Raw genomic sequence first — 19,618 nt, 5'->3', positions numbered from 1 at the left:
ATTCGCCAAAGCTATGAAAAACCTGTTCATTCTATGTTTGCTGATCCTGTCAGCTCCCTCATTTGCTCAGACGGCGTCGCTGAGCGGCACGGCTGTTACCGCTTCGCAGCGGGGGATCCCGTTCGCTACGGCTACCCTTCGGCAGGCCACCGACTCGGTGCTGGTAAAAGCCGCCGTGGCCGACGAAAACGGTGTGTATGTTTTTCCCGGAATACGGGCCGGTACCTACCGCGTGGGGCTTACGGGGGTTGGGTATGCCGCCTGGACCTCGGGGCCGGTGGTGGTCGTTGACGGACAGGCTGGCTCGATGGGCGCTGTCGTACTGACCGAAGCCGCCCGATCGCTGAACGAGGTGAAGGTAACCGCCACGAAGCCTTTGCTGGACGTGCAGCCCGACAAGCTGGTGCTGAACGTTGGGAGCAGCATCACCTCGGCGGGGAGTTCGGCGATTGAGCTGCTGCAGAAAGCGCCGGGAGTACAGATCGACCCCAATGATAATATCGTGCTGCAGGGCAAGAATGGTGTTCGCATCTTCATCGACGGTAAACCTTCGCCCCTTGGACCGGCCGACCTGGCGGCTTACCTTCGGACGTTACAGGCTACCGACATCGACGCCATCGAGATTATCACCCAGCCGTCGGCCCGGTTCGATGCGCAGGGCAATGCCGGCATTATCAACATCCGGCTCAAAAGAAACCGGGCGGGTAGTCCGGATGCGGGTACGAATGGAAGTGCTACGCTCGGCTTCGCGCAGGGCGCTTATTACCCGAAATACAACGGTTCCGTGTCGGTGAACAGCCGCGTCAAAAAGACCAATCTGTTTGCCAGCTACAGCCTGCGGCAGGCCCGTGACTGGTCGTTTATCAACCTCTATCGCGAACAGAGCGGGCAATTTTTCGACCAGAAAAGCGAAACCCGGTCAACGTCGGCGGGGCATAATGCGCGGCTGGGGGCCGACTGGTTCGTGAGCCGGTATAGTACGCTGGGTCTGTTGCTGGACGGCATGCTGCGCGATGGTAGCTCCAGTACACTGGGTCGCACACCCATCGGGTTCGTGACCGCAGCGGTAGGGGTTCCGGACCAGCTGCTCATTGCCGACAACCGGAACCTGAGCAACCGCGCCAATGGTAACGCTAACCTGAACTACCGCTACGCCGACACTTCGGGGCATGAGCTGAGCGTTGATGCCGACCTGGGCCGGTTCCGCTCGACCGGCGACGCCTACCAGCCCAACCGCTACATCGACCCGGTAACGAACGAGCTGCTGTTTGAGCGCAATTACCGCATGAATACCCTGACCGATATAAGCCTGCGAACGCTGAAAGCAGATTATGGGCAGCGGTTCTGGGGTGGTCGGCTGAGCGCGGGTTTCAAACTCTCGTCGGTACGAACCGGCAACGACTTCGACTTTTTCGACGTTCAGAACGGTCAGGATGTTCTGAATACTGATCGAACAAATCGCTTCGTTTACACCGAATCCATCTACGCGGCTTACGCGTCGTTCGAGAAAAGCCGTGGTAAATGGCAGGGGCAGTTTGGCCTTCGGGTCGAACAGACGGAGTCGGACGGTCGGTTGACCAGCGCCGTCAGTCAGGCCGATGCTATGGTGACCCGCCGATACCTGAATGCGTTTCCGAGTTCGGGTATTACCTACAAGGCTACACCGAACAGCACCTTCTCGGTCACCTTCAGCCGCCGGATCGACCGGCCGAGCTACCAGAGTCTGAACCCCTTTGAGTCGAAGCTCGATGAACTGACGTACCAGAAGGGCAACGCTTTTTTGCGGCCACAGTATACCAATACCCTTCGGTTGTCGCGTACCTACAAATACAAACTGACAACCTCCCTCAGTTACAGCGACACGCAGGATTTCTTCACCGAGATTACCGATACCAGCGCTCGCAGCGCCGACGGTCGGCCCCGCAACTACATCACCACGCGCAACCTGGCCAGCCAGCGCGTGCTGTCGGTCGATGTGAGCTATCCGTTCAACGTGGCCCGGTGGTGGAGTGTGTTTATGAACGTAAGCGCTTATCGGTCGGCCAACGAAGCTAATTTCGGCGACGGGAAGCGCATTGGGCTGACGGCTCACGTGCTGAGTCTGTATGCGCAGCACACGCTGACGCTACCCGGCCAGTTGCGGCTGGAGGTGTCCGGCTATTATACCTCGCCTTCTATTTGGGGCGGCACCTTTCAAAACCGGCATTTCTGGGGAAGCACCGTTGGCTTACAGCGTAAGGTGCTGGCCGACCGGGGATCGGTGGTGCTGACCCTATCGGACCCGTTCAACAGCCAGCGCTGGCGCGGTATCAGTCAGTTTGGCGGTCTCTACATGGACGCTAGTGGCGGGTGGGAGAGTCGTCAGATCCGGCTCAATTTTACGTACAATTTCGGCAGCAAACAGCTCAAAGCCGCCCGCCAGCGCGAAACCGGTCTGGAGGCTGAGAAGGGCCGGATCGGGGGGTGATGGGGTTTGAATAATCCCCGGTTTAAAAACCGGGGCAATTCATGGATCGTCCGGTTGAGGAGGTGTCCCTGGGTGTTGGGTCCATGGCTAGCCCTGGCCTTCAGGCCGGGGAATAGGCGGTTTGAATAATCCCCGGTTTAAAAACCGGGGCAATTCATGGATCGTCCGATTGCGGAAATGACCCCATGTGTTAGATTCATGAATAGCCCGGGCCTTCAGGCCGGGGAAATGGGAATAGGTATTCATTTGCCCCGGCCTGAAAGCCAGAGAAAAATCGGAGCGACCGCCCAATCCGGAATTACAGGCAGTCGACGTCGATGACGATGCTGACCTGGCGGAGACCTTTGTCGGTCAGGATGTCGTTGATTCGGTCCTGGATATAGGCCTTTACGGCTTTGATATTGACTTTCTCCCGTTCGATCTTGATCAGAATGTCGAAGAGAAACTGATTGCGGATGCGCTCGACCAGGGGTTGCTCCGGACCCAGTACCCGCGTGCTGCCGAGCGCATCGGTCAGTTCGGCGCACAGGCGTTCGGCGGCCTGCTGGCTAATGGCTTTGTCGGGATGGCGTACGGTTAGCTTGATAAGCCGCGAGAAGGGCGGGTAGTTGAAATCCTGCCGCTCCTGAATCTCTTCCTCATACAAGCCTTTGTAATCATTCTGGATGATCTTTTGCAGGATGCTCTGGTGCGGGTTAGCCGTCTGAATCAGGACCGTACCCTGCCGGCCAGCGCGTCGGCCGGCGCGGCCGCTTACCTGGGTAAGCATCTGAAACGACCGTTCCGTAGCGCGAAAGTCGGGAAAGTGGATGAGCCGGTCAGCGTCGAAGATACCGACCAGACTGACGTTGTCGAAGTCCAGTCCTTTGGTAATCATCTGGGTGCCGACCAGCATATCGACGCTGCCACTTTCAAACTCGCGGATGATCTGCCCGTAGGCATCTTTGGCGCGGGTCGTGTCGAGGTCCATCCGCAGTACCCGCGAACTCGGGAAATAAACCTGCAGCTGGTCTTCGAGCTTTTCGGTACCGAAGCCGATGGTTTTGACTTTGGTAGAACCGCAGGTCGGGCACAGGCGCGGCACCGCTTCCTTATGACCGCAGTAATGGCAGCGCAGCTCGGCATCGCGCTGGTGGTAGGTCAGGCTAACGGCGCAGTTGGGGCACTCGGCCGTCCAGTCGCAGTCTTCGCACTGCATGTAGGGCGAGTAGCCACGCCGGTTCTGAAACAGGATACTCTGCTCTTTCCGCTCCAGGTTCATCTCCAGCGCATCGAGCAGGGCCGACGAAAACTCGTTCTTCATAGTCTTCTGCCGCTTTTCCTGTTTGGTATCGATCAGCAGGATATTGGGCAGGGTGGCGTCGCCGAACCGATGATGCAGCTCAACCAGCCCGTAGCGTCCCTGTTTGGCCTGGTAATACGTTTCGAGCGAGGGCGTGGCTGAGCCGAGCAGAACCTTAGCCTGTTGCCAATGGGCCATCATCAGCGCTACATCGCGGGCGTGGTAGCGGGGCGCGGGGTCATGTTGTTTATAGCTGGTTTCGTGCTCTTCATCCACGATGACCAGACCCAGGTTGTCGAACGGCAGAAACACCGCCGACCGTACGCCCACCACGAACTGATACTGACCCGAAACCACCCCTTTCCAAACCTCGACCCGTTCGTTGTCCGAGAATTTGGAGTGATAAATGCCCATTTTGTCGCCGAAGACCCGCTGCAGCCGGACCACAATCTGGGTCGTCAGCGCAATTTCGGGCAGCAGGTACAGCACCTGAGACCCACCCGCCAGTGCCTGCTGAATGAGGTGAATATAAACTTCGGTTTTACCGCTGCCCGTGATGCCGTGAAACAGCACGATGTTCTGCTGATCGAACCGGGCCATGATCTGCTCGGCCGCCCGTTGCTGGTGTTCGGTCAGCCGTATTTCGCCCTGCGGGGCACTGGTGTCGGCAAACCGGGGCTGAATAACCTCGAAGGTTTCGAAAACGGCGTTCTTGACCAGGGTCTGGAGTGACGACTGCGACAGCTCGTCATCCTGATTGAGAATCGTTTTATCGAGTCCTTTCTGGTTGAGGGCCGGGTTATGCTGCACCGGTACGTGGCGCAGGTAACGCATGACCACTTCCTGCTGTTTGGGAAGCTTTTCGAGCCGCTGCAGTAGTACCAGCAACTGCTCCCGTTCTTCGTAATTGGGGTGCAGGCGAATCTTCCGGATCATCTTCGGTACGTACTTCTCCCGGATCTCTTCGAAAACAATGACCGCTTTCTTGCCGACCAGCGATTTGATCAGCGCGGCTATGTTGACGCCTTCGCCCGCCAGCCGACTCAGTTCGTCGTAGGTGAGGGCAGGTTGCTTTTTGAGCTCGGTCAGCAGAATCTCCTCGTGCTCGGTCAGCAGTTCCGGGTAGTCGAAATCGGGGTTGAACTGGACCTTCGACTGACTCGAGATTTTCAGTCCGGATGGCAGCGCAACGTTCATCACTTCGCCCACGCAGCACATGTAATACTCGGCCATCCAGCGAAAAAGCTCCAGCTGGTAGCTGTTAACTAAAGGGTACTCGTCAAGGAGTTCGGTAACATATCGGGCCTGATAGTTTGCGGGCGGAGAGTTGTGTAAACGGGCCACGATAGCCGTCAGAACGCGGCTGTTTTTCTTGCCAAACGGAACAATTACTCTGGCACCAATTTTGACCAGATCGGCCATTCCACGCGGTATCCGATAGGTAAACAATTTTGGGACCGGAATGGGTAAAATCAGGTCGGCAAAAAAGGTTACCTCGTCCGCATCAAAAGAAGTAAATAACGTATTGGCTTGATTTTCCACCTTTTTTGAAGAGTACGTTCTGTAAAGATACGGAGAAAAGCGGCTGCGGATGGCAAGGATTTTGTCTACTAAGCGGGTGCTTATCCTGCTATTACCTGATAAGCGGATAAGCGGCCTGTCGGGTTGCGGTATCGTTGATATACCGTGTTCTGATAAGTTAACTCTGGTTAACCATCTTTTTTGCCAATTGCATCCACTTAACAGCCTCTTAGCATGAAACAAAATTACCCGTACCGTATCCTTGTACTTAGTAGATGGTTGGGCCCGTTCCTGTTGCTTGTGTTGAGCACGTTCAGCGTACGGGCTCAGGTCAGCGGGGTTGTATACCGCGACTTTGACCTGAACGGAGTCCGTTCCGACACCTTACCTATCGAAGTGGGCATTCGTGATGTATCGGTACAGGCCTTTGCCGGCCTGAGCCGAACGGCCCTTACCACAACGACCAATGCCGACGGGAGATTTAGTTTCAGCTCGGCGCAGCTACCCGCCGGTACGCCGGTGCGGATCGAGTTCAGCAACTTACCGACCGGCGATTATGAAGGTCCCTACGGTAGTGGCAGTGGAACCCGGGTGCAGTTCATAACAGCGGGCGCATCGGCAACCGCCATCAACATTGGCCTGAACTACCCGTCCGATTTTTGCCAGGGTACCGATGTGAAGCTGGCAACCCCCTGCTACGTAAACGGCAACTCGAACCTCACAGACGGTATACCGCCGGATGAACAAACGGCCCGGGTCGATGCGCTGGTATCGGTTGCCTACACGGCCAGTGGTGTCGCTTCGCCCACTAATTTTTACCCCACTCATCTGGCATCGGCCGGCGAGATTGGCGCCACCTGGGGACTGGCCTATCAGCGACGCAGTAAAAAACTGTTCTCGGCAGCCGTTCTAAAGCGGCATACCTCATACGGTCCGCTGGGGCCGGGTGGGATTTACGTGACCGATATTACATCCTCCACCACGGGTAGCTTTCTGGATGTCAGTACGATCGGTATCGACGTAGGAAGCGATTCGCATAGCGGTCTGTCGGGAAACAAGTTACTGCCCAACGCCGATCCCGGACCGATGACCGATGTTGGCAAACGCAGTTTTGGCGGTATGGATATGTCAGAAGATGACAAGACACTGTATTTCGTCAACCTCAACGATCGGAAGCTGTATGGGCTCTCCCTGGGCGTGCCAGCCCGGGTGCCTACGGCCGCCGATGTAAAATCATGGACCATTCCCGACCCGGGCTGTTCCAATGGCGACTACCGACCCTGGGCCGTAAAGATGTACCGGGGCAAGCTGTATATCGGCGTTGTGTGTTCGGCCGAAACGTCGCAGCAGCAAAGCGACCTGAACGTGACGATATACCGCATGGACCCTTCGGTGGCCAACCCTACGTTTGAATCGGTACTGGCCTTTCCGCTCAACTTCCGGCGCGGACCGGCCGACCTCACCACCGATCCGCTCAACCCGCAGAACTCCTGTGCACGGTATGATCGGTGGCTGCCCTGGACAAGTGCCTGGCCAACGCCCTGCGGAGCTGGTACCAATCCGTATTTCGTCATGCACCCGCAACCCATGATAACCGACATCGAGTTTGATGACGATGGGTCAATGATCCTGGGTTTTCTGGATCGGTTTGGTATGCTGGGGGGCGTTCAGAACCACGATCCGAACGGCAATGGCTTTTACGATGGCTTTACGGGTGGCGATATTCTTCGGGCCTACAACAATAACGGCACCTACGAGCTGGAAAAGAACGGGAAAGTTGGCGGCCGGACGGGTAGTGGCGTTGCCAACAACGAAGGCCCCGTTGATGCCAGCAATACCGGTGGCGAATTTTACGGACTCGACAACTGGATTTTCTTTGGCAACGTAGCTCATGCCGAAGTGACCAATGGCGCCCTGAGCCTGATTCCGGGATATAACGAAGTGGTTACTTCGGCCTTTGACCCAATCGAAGGCGTTTTCAAGGCGGGGGGGCTGAAAGTATTCAACAACACGACCGGGCAGGTTAACCGTAACTACGTATTGTACGCCCAGGTACCGGGCCTGTTTGGTAAAGCGTCGGGCCTGGGCGATAGCAAACCCCTGTGCGATCCGGCACCGGTCGAGATCGGTAACCGGGTCTGGTTCGACGATAACCGCGATGGAATTCAGGATGCCTACGAACCCGGGGTCGATGGGATCGTGCTGACGCTGCATGATATGGAAAACGGGGGGCTGGAAATTGCCTCCCAGACCACGCGCGACGGCGGTCAGTATTACTTCAATAACCGGACGGTGCCTGCCGGTATCCAGTTTAATCACCGCTACGAAGTTCGTATGGACCTCTCGCAACTGCCCCTGCTGGACATTACCCTCAAAGGCGCCCGGCCGATCAGCGTGGCTGGCGGGCGGCTGGCAGCCCGGGGTGGGCGGCAAAGTGCCGCAGTGCAGCGGTCGTACGCGATCTCGCCCCTGAACCGGACCGACGGCAACCCGGATACCGATCAGCGCGATTCCGACGCGCTCACAACCGGATCGTCGGCCGTGATTGCCGTAACGACCGGCGACGCGGGGCAGAATAATTTTACCTTCGACCTGTCGATGTTTTCCTGCCCGATGCTGGCGCCGGAGAAAGAAGCGATTACCGTCTGTTCAGGAACACCGGTCGATTCGGTAGCGGCCTATGGATTACACCTGAGCCAGGTAGACCAGGTGCGGTTCGTGCTGTTTACGAGCCCGCAGTCGGGTACGGCCATGTATAGCGGAGGAACAGTACTGGGAACGGTGTCAGCTACGGCCGGACCGGGTATATCGACCACCGCCCTGTCGGCCTCGGCCACGGCCGACTCCATCAAGCGGGCGGTGCTGTATACGCCCCTCATTAACATAACCAACAACACCGCCACGCCCCAGACGCAGTACATCTACGCCATTATATTTCCTACGCCCGAAGACCCGGCCTGCCGACAGTCGGGAGAAACAATCGTCAATGTATTGCCGGCGCTGAAAGCCCGCGCTACGGGCGCTACCCTCAGCTGTTCGACCACGGCCGTAACGCTGATGGGCGAGGCATTGTACGGCGATGATACGCCCGCTACCAGTGCTACCTTTGTCTGGGCCGGGCCGGGTGGTTTCAGCAGTACCGCGCCCAATCCGACTACGGACCAGCCTGGTATGTATACGCTTACGGTTGGCGACGGTAGCTGCCCGGCTTCGGTCAGTACGGCCACCGCTACCGTTACGGCCGATACGTCCGTTCCTTCGCTTACGGCCACGGTTACGGCTCCCACCTGTCCCACCTGTCTGGCAACCATCTCGGCCAGCGCACCCGGCGCTTCGGTTTCGTGGACAGGCCCCGATTCTTATACGTCAACTGCTTTTGTTAACGAGGTAACCCAACCCGGTGTGTATACGGTGAAAGCTACTGCGGCCAGCGGCTGTTCTATCTCGGCCAGTGTCGAGGTGGTTGAACTGGGCTGTCCCGAACCCATCTGCGTTCCGATCCGGGCTACCCGGATTCGATAAACAGACCCGTAAATCGTATGGAAAACCCCTCAGGAACGCAACCTTTGAGGGGTTTTTCTATGTTGCATACCCAGAGGGCAGGGCAGACCATTTGCTGACGATTACCTGCCAATTGTCTGAATATGCAACACTACGACGTCATTATTGTGGGCGGAGGGCCCTGTGGCCTGGCTGCCGGTATCGAAGCCGCTAAATCGGGACTGAGCCATCTGATTCTGGAAATGGGTAGCCTCACCGAGTCGATCCGCCAGTATCCGCGCCGGATGCGCTTCTTCTCAACAGCCGAAAATATCGAAATTGGCGGTCTGCCCTTTCCGATCTCGGGTGTCAAAGCAGGCCGCGACGAAGCCCTGCAGTACTACCGGAAAGCGGCTGCGTATTACAAGCTGAATACCAAACTGTTTCAGGAGGTGTGGGACGTACAGAAACAGGACGACCTGTTTACCGTTACTACCACCACCGGCGATCTGTACCAGGCGCGTAAGGTGATCATGGCCACGGGCTATTTCACCCGCCCCCGCTGGCTGAACATCCCCGGCGAAACCCTGCCCCAGGTGTCGCACTATTACGACGAGCCCTTCAAGTATTCGTTTACGAACGTAGTCATTATTGGCGCGTCGAACTCCGCCGTTGAGGCTGCGCTCGAACTGTATCGACACGATGTGAACGTAACGGTCGTACACCGGGGCGACGATTTCAGGAGTACGGTGAAGTACTGGCTGGTACCCGATGTTAAAAACCGCGTTCGGGAAGGAAAAATCAAGACCGTTTTCGACTCCGTTGTTACCCAGATCGATGAGAAGAGCGTGACGGTGAACAACCTGAAAACCGGCGATGAAACGCAGATCCCGGCCGATTTTGTGTTTGTGCTGACGGGCTACATTCCCGATGCCGATCTGCTCCGCCGGTGCAGCATCGACCTCGACCCGGTTACGCAGGTGCCTGTCTTCAACCAAGAAACCTTCGAAACCAACGTACCGGGCCTGTACGTCTGCGGTACGGTACTGGCGGGAATTTATACCGAAAAAGTCTTTATCGAGAATGGGCGCGAACATGCTCAGGCGATCATCGACCACATTATGGGCCGCGAAGTACATAAGGTGGCGGAGCTGATTCAGCGTATCTAGGCTGAAGCAGGACTATTTCGGGGCAGAAGGTAGGCAGGGCGTCGATATGCTGCGGCAGGAAAGTAGGATTCAGGTCCGGCGCGGCTTTCTGGTCGAGAGCCAACACATAGACAACCTTTCATGAAATCACTTTGCACGCTCCTGCTGCTGCTCATTGCCTTCCTCCCGGCTGACGCCCTGGCGCAATCGAAAAAGACGGGCAACCAAAAGGTCATCAGAACCCTGATCGTAGACGGGCAGAACAACCACGAGCAGTGGCCCAAGATTACGTTCATGATGAAACGCTACCTGGAAGAGACGGGTAAGTTTTCGGTCGATGTGAAGCGCACGTATTTTACCTGGAACGGTGCCGATCTGATCGACAAATACAAGGTAGACGGGGTCAGAAGCACCCAGGCCCTGGCGAAGCCCAAAGCCGATTCCAGCTTCCATCCCGACTTTTCAAAGTACGACCTGGTTGTCTGCAACTTTGGCTGGAATGCGGCCCCCTGGTCAGACGAGACGCAGGCCGATTTCGAGAAATTCATGAACAACGGGGGCGGGCTGGTCGTCATCCACGCGGCCGATAACTCGTTTCCGCTCTGGCCCGCTTACAACAAAATGATCGGCCTGGGCGGCTGGGGCGACCGGACCGAGAAAGATGGTCCCTACGTTTATTACGACCAGAACGGAAAACTGGTCAAAGACAGTCAGGCGGGCCGCGCCGGTTCGCACGGTGCGCAGAAGGAATTTATGATAACGGTTCGGGATACCCGGCATCCGATCACCAAAGGAATGCCGCTGAACTGGATGCACACGAAAGATGAGATGTATGACCGGCTGCGTGGCCCCGCCGAAAAAATGACGGTACTCGCTACGGCTTTCTCGCCCAAAGATAACCGCGGTACCGACCGGCACGAACCCATGCTGATGACCATTGAATACGGAAAAGGCCGCATTTTTCACACGCCCCTGGGCCACGTCGATTATTCGGTCGAATGTGTTGGCTTTATTACCTGTCTGCAGCGCGGGGCGCAGTGGGCCGCCACGGGTAAAGTCGACATCCCGATCCCGCCCGATTTCCCAACGGAAAAAGCTACCAGCCAGCGCCCGTTTGTTGAGTAGGTTTAAGCGTACTGTCCGTGGGTAGCAGTCATCCCACCTGGCCGGGCCGCCTGCTTCTGTCATACTATCCGGTTTGCCTGTCAAGACCAGCCGCCATTAACGATCGTTGATGGCGGCTGGTTGCTTTACGGGGAGTGAGATACCGGTAATTGACCGGGGTCTTTTCAGGCTCAGCTTCTCGCAAACCGCTGTTTTCACGTACCGAAAAGTAAATTAAAATATGTTACTGAAATCGTGAATATGTAATGCGTATGGCCTGATATAAGTCATTGGTGATTAAAAGTCGTAAATAAAAATTGCCCAACAATTTCGATAGTCACTCGTTCATGCAAATAGCCCATCCATAAACAAAAAAATATAATAAGTAAATAATCCCTTCTTAAAAAACAATTAAAATTCATAATATCGTGATCTGAATCTGTCCATCAGTCACCCAATCTGCCATTTGTGGTCCGTCGTAGATGCTACCAAATGAGCCTGCCGATTGAGCTGATGCCGGGAGCTGGCCTTTCTGAGCAGATGCTATAGAAAGGCTATCTTTCCCGCTTAACTATACTCAACTTAAGATGATGCTGTACCGCTATCTGCTGATTTGTTTAGGTGTTCTGGTACCGCAGTGGGGGTTTACACAGTCGGGCGGAGGGTGTCAGTGTGCCGTTACCATTACGCAGTCGGGTGCTTACGATAATAACGTGCTGAACGTGCAGCCGGGCCAGACCGTCTGCGTGCAGGCGGGGCAGTACACCGGCCTGAGCTTCCGCAATTTTAAAGGAACAGCCGCCCAGCCCATTCGTTTCGTAAACTGTGGCGGGCAGGTCAGAACGGGAATAGAGACGGGGGGAGAAGCGCTGGGGTTCAGCAACAGCAGCTACTTCATCGTGAGCGGCTCCGGCGATCCGGCGGTTCAGTACGGGTTCCTGGCCAACAAGGTCAGAGGTGGCGCATCGGCAGTGGGAGTGAGCGGTACCAGCACCAATTACGAAGTGGAGCGGGTAGAAGTGGCTGGCTCGGGGTATGCCGGCTTTTTTATGAAGCTCGACCCCGGCTGCGACTCCATGACTTACCAGCCCAACTATACCGTCAGAACGGTAAAGATTCACGACAACTACATCCATGATACCCCCGGTACGGCCATGTTTCTGGGTAGCGGGCAGTCGGCTACCAACGGGGTGCTGATTACCTGCAACGGCGTGCAGAAACGGGTGTACCCGGTTCAGATCGAAGGCCTGGAGGTCTACAACAACCGAATCGAATACATTGGCGGGGCCGCCATGACGGTCAACAACGCGCCGGGAGCTTCTATCTATAACAACAGTATATTGTACACCAATCTGGGCGCTGTGCCGGCGGGCTGGCAGGCAGGAGGCTCATCGGCCTGCGGCTGCGACTATACCGTTACCAGAGCCGGGTCGTACAACAACCACCTGCTGCGGGTAGCGCCGGGGAAAACGGTTTGCCTGGCGGCAGGCGCATACATGAACACCACCTTCACCAATTTTGTAGGTACCTCCGCCCAGCCAATTCGTTTCGTGAACTGCGGTGGGCCGGTGTCGTTCAGTTCAACCTCCAACGCGAGCTGTCTCCAGTTCTCGGGCAGTCGGTATTTTGTGCTGAGCGGCAGTGGTGATCCGGCCCATGCGTATGGCATCAGCCTGGCCAGCGCTACGGCGGCAGCGGCTCTGGGCATTGGGGGCATGAGCTCCGACTGTGAGGTAGACCACCTCGAAGTGGCCCAGTCGGGGTTTGCCGGTATGTCGATCAAAACCGACCCCAGCTGCGACTCCCTGACGTGGCAGGCTAACTTTACGATGTACAATGTCAACGTACACGATAACTACATCCACGACACCAAAGGCGAAGGGATCTACGCCGGTAACTCGTTTTTCGGCACCGGCATGACCATTTCCTGTAGCGGGGTGCAGAAGCAGGTTTACCCGCACCTGATCTACGGACTCGATATTCATCACAACCGGATTGAACGCACCGGCGCCGAAGGGCTGCAGTACAGCTGCGCGCCCGACGCGAAGATTCACCATAACGAGCTGACCGATACCGGTATTTCGCCGTTTGCCTACGGACAAAACAACGGCATCCAGATTGGCGGAGGAGCCGGGGGCGACTGCTACAGCAATACCATTCGGCGGGTAGCGGGCATGGGCATCATTGTGGTGGGGCATCTGGGTAACAACCGCGTTTTCAACAACGTGATCAGTCAGGTAGGGGGCGATGGCATCTTTTGCGACGAGCGGCCCGGGTCGCTGCCAGGTACGATCGTGCAGATTGTTAACAATACCATCAGCGGCTGCGTACGCGACGGCATCCGGCTCTACAACCAGGACAACATCAACACCATTGCCAACAACGCCATCACGAACTGGGGTAGCCAGGGGCGGGCGATCACCTTTGCGCAGGGTGCTACGGCCTCGGTAATGACCAATTTTACGGCGGTATCGTACGGAACGGCGGGCTATGCCGACGCGGCCAGCGACAATTTTCTGTTGATAGCCGGTTCTCCGCTGATCAACGCCGGTACCCACGCAGCCCAATGGGGCGTCGTAGCGGATCGGAACGACCAGCCCCGGCCGGCTGGCCATGCCTACGACATAGGCGCCTATGAATTCATACTGGCGGGGGGCAACGGAGCCCGGGCAGGTGCCGACTACGACCGGCCGCTGTTGCCCGATTCAGCGCCGGAGGGGGTGCTGGCGTATCCGCTGCCCTGCGTGGATAAACTAACCATTCAGCTGCGAACGGGGGATCTGATCAGCCGGGTAGCGGTTTATTCGGTTCAGGGTCAGCTTATGAACCAGACCGCAATGCCCGGTCAGCAGGATACGGTTACCCTGTCGACCGCTACCTGGCCCGCCGGTACGTATACTTACCAGGTTCAGGCCGGCGACCGCCTGATTCGGGGCCGGGTCGTTAAATTATAAACTACTCATTTACTGCTCGTTTAGGCCGAACTCCGTAGTCAGCGGCAGGCCCCGGGCTATGCGGCTACCAGGCTACTTCCTTAAGTTGCTAAAACGAAATATTATTAACTTAGTATTTAGAATAAACAGATTTTTTTAAATTTACCTGCCCGTCGAGGTTTACAGATAGTTGTTAGCCTGTTTATAGTAATTTCTAACTAGAAAAAGCCGCTGTTATCGTCAGGCCGGTCGTACCTGAGCGTCAGCGTTACTGAACGAACCCTTATGACTCCCCCTTCACTGCTTTTCAGGATAGCCAGTAAACTGGTGAGTCTGTACGTACGTATTCGCCATGCGGGCGTGCCGCCGGGCTATCGTTACTATTACCGGAATACCTATCTATGCAAACTGGTACAGTTCAAGTACGTCGTTGCCGACTTTATCCGGCGCAAACCCTATAAGATGATTGGGTTCGATGGGGAGTTTGGGCCGGACCTGCAGTTTGCGCTGCCCCATGCGTACTGGCATTACAAAAACGGCACCCTGAAAGCTACGCAGTCTACTAAATTCATGGGTGAGTTTTACTACTTCTCGCCCGAGCATACGGCCACGTTTGACCGGCGTACGACCGAGGGAAACTACAACTACGACCTGCCCCGCACCCTGTACAGCCACGATTATGACATGAGCAAGTGGACGCCCGTACCGCTGAAAGAAATCTACCGGAACGACGTATACGTCTACGAGAAACCGATTCTGATCATTGCCAACCGCTATAACCAGGAGTGGGACGGGCCGCCGGTCAGTTTTCTCAGCGTAGAGGTCATTGACTTCATTATCAGGTCGCTGAAAGATCGGTATACCATTATCTACAACCGGCCGAAACTGGCGCAGATCGTGATGGACAACAGCGATTTTCACGATCTGGGGGAGTTCGACTGGCTCCGGCGCGAACATCCGGAGGTGCTGCTGATGGAAGACCTGTTTCAGGCCAACCGCGGCAACGCCCGCAACTACAACCATTTTCAGCTCCAGCTTTACGCCAACGCCGAGCGGTTCATCTCCACCCATGGCGGCACGTCGGTACTGGCCAGCTACTTTGGCGGCATCAACCTGATCCTGTCCAAGAAAGGACCCGAGCATCACTTCAACTGCTACCAGACGCTGTATCCGCAACTGTCGGGCGCTACCATCCTGCACGCTAAAACCGACGAGGAGGTAAAGCAGTACGTGCAGTCACACTTCGCCGGGGCCGGGCAGCCTGCTTCGGCGACCGCCCTGGTCAGCTAACCCCGGCCTATGAAAACAGACATCGTGTGCGTAGGTCTGGTCAGCTGGCCGGGCGATTATAACAAGTCGACGGTGCAGCTGATGAACGAACTGGCCAAAGGCCACCGGCTGTTGTTTGTCAATTACGCGTTTACCATCAACGATGTGGTCAAGCACCTGCTGGGCCGGGCCAGGATACCGTTGCGGGCCGTACTGGGCCTGACCGACCGCCTGACAACCCAGACACCCGCTACCGGTGGAACGCTGCACGTACTGACGCTCCCCTGGACATTACCCATCAACCGGCTGCCCCCCGGCGCCCTCTATACCGCCCTCCTGAACTGGAACGCCCGGCGTCAGGCCCGCTGTATCCGGCGGGCGCTCGATCGGCTGGATTTCGACAGGCCGCTGGTTATCAATGCCTTTCATCCGTCGCTGGGTGTGGCTATGGCTGGTTTGCTGAACGAACGGGCGCTGATTTACTACTGCTACGACGACATCCGGGCCGAAGCCTGGAGCCGGCAGCATGGCGAACGGCTTGAGAAGCAGTTTCTACGCCGGGTCGATGCGGTTGTTACTACCTCGGCTGCGCTGGCGGCTGCCAAACGGGCGTACCAGCCCCGTACGTTCCTGGTCGAAAACGGGGTCGATTTCGATCAGTTTTACCAGCCCGACGCGCTGCGCCCAGCCAGTAAAACCGTAAAAACCATTGGCTACATCGGTGCGCTCGACAACCGGATCGACTGGTCGCTGCTGGAGCGTTGCTTCACCCGTTTTCCCCACGTTCAGTTTCTGCTGGTTGGTCGTATACCCGATCCGGCGCTGGCGGCCTGGCTGCGTCAGTTCGAAAACGTACAGGCACCGGGGCCCCAGCCGCCTGCCGATTTGCCGACCTGGGTCCGGCAGATGGACGTGGGCCTGATTCCGTTTGTCAGGAATGAGCAGACCCGGGCCATTTACCCCATGAAACTGAATGAATACCTCGCCACCGGCATTCCGGTTGTAGCTACGGATTTTACCGATCTGAGCCAGTTTGATGGGCTGATACAGGTAGCCCCAACGACCGATGCGTTTATCGACGCGCTTCAGGAAAACCTGCTGTTCGATAAGCCCGACCTTCGGTCCAAGCGGATCGAGATGGCCCGGTCCAACTCCTGGCAGCACCGGGGGCAGCAGTTTTCGGCCATCATCGACGAGGTACTTACCCGGTCATCGGCAGCCGAAACGCAGGCTGATGCCGTGTCGGGTCAGCCCGCTATGAGGTAGGCAACTAAACTAAGTATATATACTTATTTAATAGTAGTTAGGTATGTAGTTCGTAAAAGATAGCGTATGTGCTATATATTTAAACTGTTAGTTAACTTTGAAATCTATATAACTACTAAATGGCCTACTTTTGGCAAAGTAATTGTACGAACCGTTACTAATGAAATTGCTTCTCGTTGTCTGTTTGCTGACGATGACTCTGGGCCTGGTACCGTGCCCGAGGGTCTATGCTGCGGCTACTACTACGGATAGCCTGCAGTTTGATCTGGACAAAGATCTGGTCGATCAGCTGCTGCCGCTCGAACAGTTGTATCAGCTGGCCCTGCAAAACTCGCCGGTCATCCGCGAGCAGAAAGCCCTGCTCGACGTACAGGTAGAGGCCAACCGGCTGGTCAGGTCGTCGTTACTGAGCGGAGTCAGCGTATCGGGGGGCTACTCGACCGGCAACCAGTCGCTGCTGGCTACCGGCGGCAACGCGGCCACTGCCGAAAATATTCAGGTGTCGAACGGATACCGGGCTGGCGTGCAGGCCGGTATCTCGTTAGGGGCCCTGCTTGGCTACCGGGCCCGGAGCCGGCAGGAACAGGCCGCCTACCGGTCGGCGGTGGCCAAGCAGGATGGCATCAAGCTGGGCCTGCGCCGGGAAATCAGTCAGCTGTACCAGACTATGCTGACCAACCAGAAGATTGTGAATGCTTACATCGAACTGGAGCAGAAATCGCTGATTGCGTACCAGACGGCCGAGATCGAGTGGCGCAAAGGGCGGCTGAACGTAGACGATTACGCTGGCGCCAGCACCCGCTATACCGAAACGCACATCAAGACGGAAATTGCGCGGGGTAATCTGATGAACAACCTGTATGAGTTGAGCGCCCTGGTTGGCGTCGATATGGGTCAACTAAAAGCACGATAAGCTATGGCACTGACGATGGCCACCATTGTGCAGGTCGTTAAGCGATGGCTCCTCTGGTTATTGCTGTTTCCGGCGGTGCTGACGGCTTCCGTGGCCTACTTCACGCGCGATATGCCGCTGGAGTTCACCTCTACGGCTACGGTCTATACGGGTATCGCGTCGGGCTATTCGATCACCAGCTCCGAAAGCGACCGGATCGACAATACGGCCGTCAACAACGCCTTCGACAACCTCATGACGACCATCAAGTCGCGCGAGACGTTGTCGGACGTGGGGCTGCACCTGCTGGCTCATCACCTGGTTTTGCGGCAGCCCCGGCCCGATCAGCTCGGGGCCAACTCGTTCAAGGCGCTGAAAGCCCTGATGACGCCCAGTCTGAAAAAAGCCATCGTGCCGGGCAACGAGGAAGCGACCTACGAGCGGCTGCAGGCCATGCTGAAGCAACCCGAAGGAAATACGGTCAAGTCGTTGCTCTACCAGTCCGGAACGCCCTACGCGGTTGAGTCGATACTGGGCCGGATTACCAGCAGCCGCAAAGGCAACAGCGACATGCTCGACCTGTCCTGTAAAGGCACCGATCCGGCCATTTGCCAGCAAACGCTGCTGTACCTGATCGGGAGTTTCAAGCGACGCTATACCTCGTTCAAAACCTCCGAGACCGGCAGCGTAGTGGGCTACTTTGAAGACCAGACCCAGACTGCCCTCCGCAACCTGAAAGCGGCTGAAGACCGGCTTACCAAGTACAGCATCGACAACAAAATCATCAACTACGGCGAGCAGTCGAAGTACACGGCAGCGGCCAAAGAAGGCATCACGACGGAGTATTACCAGGAAAAGCGAAACCTCGAAACGGCCAATGCCGCCCTCGGCACCCTCAACCAGCGCATTACCAACCTGGGCTCGGTGCTGGTCACCAACAAAGCCCTGAACGATAAACGGGCCGAGCTGGACAAGGCCCAGACCCAGCTCTCCAACGCCATGGTGTACGGCTACTCGAAAGAAGCCATCGACAAGCTGCGGGCCACCACCAACCGGGTGTCCGACGAGCTGAAAGGCATGGTGGCCCGGTATTACGACAGTACCCATACGCTCGAGTCGGTGCCACAACAGGAGCTGATGGGCAAATACCTCGACAACACCCTCGAAAACCGGGGCGCTACCGTTCGGCTCAAAACCATGCAGGACCGGATCAAGGAGTTTGATCAGGTCTACGACGTCATGGCTCCGCAAGGCTCGGCCATCGGGCGGTTTCAGCGCGAAATCAGCCTGGCCGAACGCGAGTATTTCGATGCGCTGCACAGCCTGAACCAGGCCCGGCTGCGGCAGAAAGATCTGGAGATGAGCGGGGCCATGACGGTGCTGGATGCGCCCTCGCTGCCCATGAAGCCCTTGCCATCGAGTCGGCGTATGCTGATCATTGCCGCCGGGCTGGGTGGGTTTGTCCTGATTCTGTCGATAGCCCTGGGGCAGGTGATGCTCAACAAGTCGATTGCGTCGCCCGAGCGGGTAGAGCCGCTGACCAGCATCCCGCTGGCGGCTGCGTTGCCTCTGCGTTTGCCCCGGCTGGAGAAATACGACCTCGACTTTGCCGAACACAGCATGCTGGAACAGTTGCGCAGCCGTATTCTGGTCGATATTCAGGAGGCCGGACTGGCCCGGCATTCGTATCACCTGATTCTGATCTTCAGCACCCGCCCCCAGCAGGGGAAAACGTGGGTGGGCAGCCGCATCAGCGACCTCTTTGCCGAATCGGGGAAGCGGGTGGCCTACCTGCGGGTCGACGAGCTGCTTAATCCGGCTACGTCGCAGGCCAAACTGATCGCGTATCCGCAGCTGACCAACCTGGCCGATGTTGACCGGCTGGCCGAGTTCATGGAGTCGACCCCCGAGCAGACCCTGTCCGATTACGACTATATTTTTCTGGAGCTGCCCGCCCTGCTCAACACGCCGATGCCCGTACAGCTGATCGGGCAGTGCGACATGTCGGTGCTGGTGGTGAGCGCCCGGACGTCCTGGAGCCAGGCCGATCAGGAGCTGACTACCCTGTACCGACGGGCGGCCTACAGCCCCGTGGTAGCGGTGCTGAACGACGTTGAACCCGACCGGCTCGAAACGCTGATGGGGCCGCTGGCCAAACGCAAACGCGAACTGGCCCGGAAGAAAGAAAAAAAGGTTCGCGATAAGGCGGCCGAACAGGCCGTCGTCAAACGGAGCTGACCCGCCCCGATCCAGCGC

General features: G+C 57.0%; 10 protein-coding genes. 9 read left to right on the top strand and 1 reads right to left on the bottom strand.

The window, feature by feature from the left end; translation table 11 throughout:
- Positions 1-13: 13 nt before the first annotated feature.
- A complete protein-coding gene (locus EQG79_RS08205; RefSeq protein WP_129601062.1) occupies positions 14-2,467 on the top strand; it encodes an outer membrane beta-barrel family protein in 2,454 nt (817 codons plus the stop codon).
- A gap of 298 nt (positions 2,468-2,765) precedes the next feature.
- Here EQG79_RS08205 and priA read toward each other — a convergent pair whose 3' ends face one another.
- Positions 2,766-5,291: a replication restart helicase PriA gene (priA, locus tag EQG79_RS08200; protein ID WP_129601061.1), complete on the bottom strand. Its 2,526-nt coding sequence runs from the start codon at positions 5,289-5,291 to the stop codon at positions 2,766-2,768.
- A 213-nt stretch (positions 5,292-5,504) separates the two neighbouring features.
- Between priA and EQG79_RS08195 the strand changes: the two genes are divergently transcribed.
- The 8 genes from EQG79_RS08195 (at position 5,505) to EQG79_RS08160 (ending at position 19,600) form a co-directional block, all read left to right on the top strand.
- The gene (locus EQG79_RS08195) at positions 5,505-8,792 is read left to right on the top strand and encodes an SdrD B-like domain-containing protein (protein ID WP_129601060.1); all 3,288 of its coding nucleotides are present in this window, start codon (positions 5,505-5,507) and stop codon (positions 8,790-8,792) included.
- Positions 8,793-8,914: 122 nt separating this feature from the next.
- A complete protein-coding gene (locus EQG79_RS08190) occupies positions 8,915-9,919 on the top strand; it encodes a YpdA family putative bacillithiol disulfide reductase (RefSeq protein ID WP_129601059.1) in 1,005 nt (334 codons plus the stop codon).
- A gap of 120 nt (positions 9,920-10,039) precedes the next feature.
- Positions 10,040-11,023 (top strand): ThuA domain-containing protein, encoded by a 984-nt coding sequence (locus EQG79_RS08185; RefSeq protein WP_129601058.1) that lies wholly within the window; start codon positions 10,040-10,042, stop codon positions 11,021-11,023.
- A 566-nt stretch (positions 11,024-11,589) separates the two neighbouring features.
- Complete coding sequence (locus EQG79_RS08180) at positions 11,590-13,956, top strand: right-handed parallel beta-helix repeat-containing protein (RefSeq protein WP_129601057.1); 2,367 nt, start codon at positions 11,590-11,592, stop codon at positions 13,954-13,956.
- 264 nt (positions 13,957-14,220) lie between these two features.
- Positions 14,221-15,225, top strand: coding sequence for a hypothetical protein (locus tag EQG79_RS08175; RefSeq protein WP_240699303.1), 1,005 nt, complete (start codon positions 14,221-14,223; stop codon positions 15,223-15,225).
- Between the two features lie 9 nt (positions 15,226-15,234).
- Positions 15,235-16,470: a glycosyltransferase gene (locus tag EQG79_RS08170; protein ID WP_129601056.1), complete on the top strand. Its 1,236-nt coding sequence runs from the start codon at positions 15,235-15,237 to the stop codon at positions 16,468-16,470.
- A gap of 160 nt (positions 16,471-16,630) precedes the next feature.
- A complete protein-coding gene (locus EQG79_RS08165) occupies positions 16,631-17,383 on the top strand; it encodes a TolC family protein (protein WP_077920607.1) in 753 nt (250 codons plus the stop codon).
- A gap of 3 nt (positions 17,384-17,386) precedes the next feature.
- Positions 17,387-19,600 (top strand): GumC family protein, encoded by a 2,214-nt coding sequence (locus tag EQG79_RS08160; RefSeq protein WP_129601055.1) that lies wholly within the window; start codon positions 17,387-17,389, stop codon positions 19,598-19,600.
- The last annotated feature ends 18 nt before the right edge of the window (positions 19,601-19,618 follow it).

Origin of the sequence: Spirosoma sordidisoli, from assembly GCF_004138325.1 — a bacterium.
GTDB classification, from domain to species: domain Bacteria; phylum Bacteroidota; class Bacteroidia; order Cytophagales; family Spirosomataceae; genus Spirosoma; species Spirosoma sordidisoli.
The sequence above is the reverse complement of the archived record's forward strand: the minus strand, read 5'-3'. Positions and strand labels throughout refer to the sequence as shown.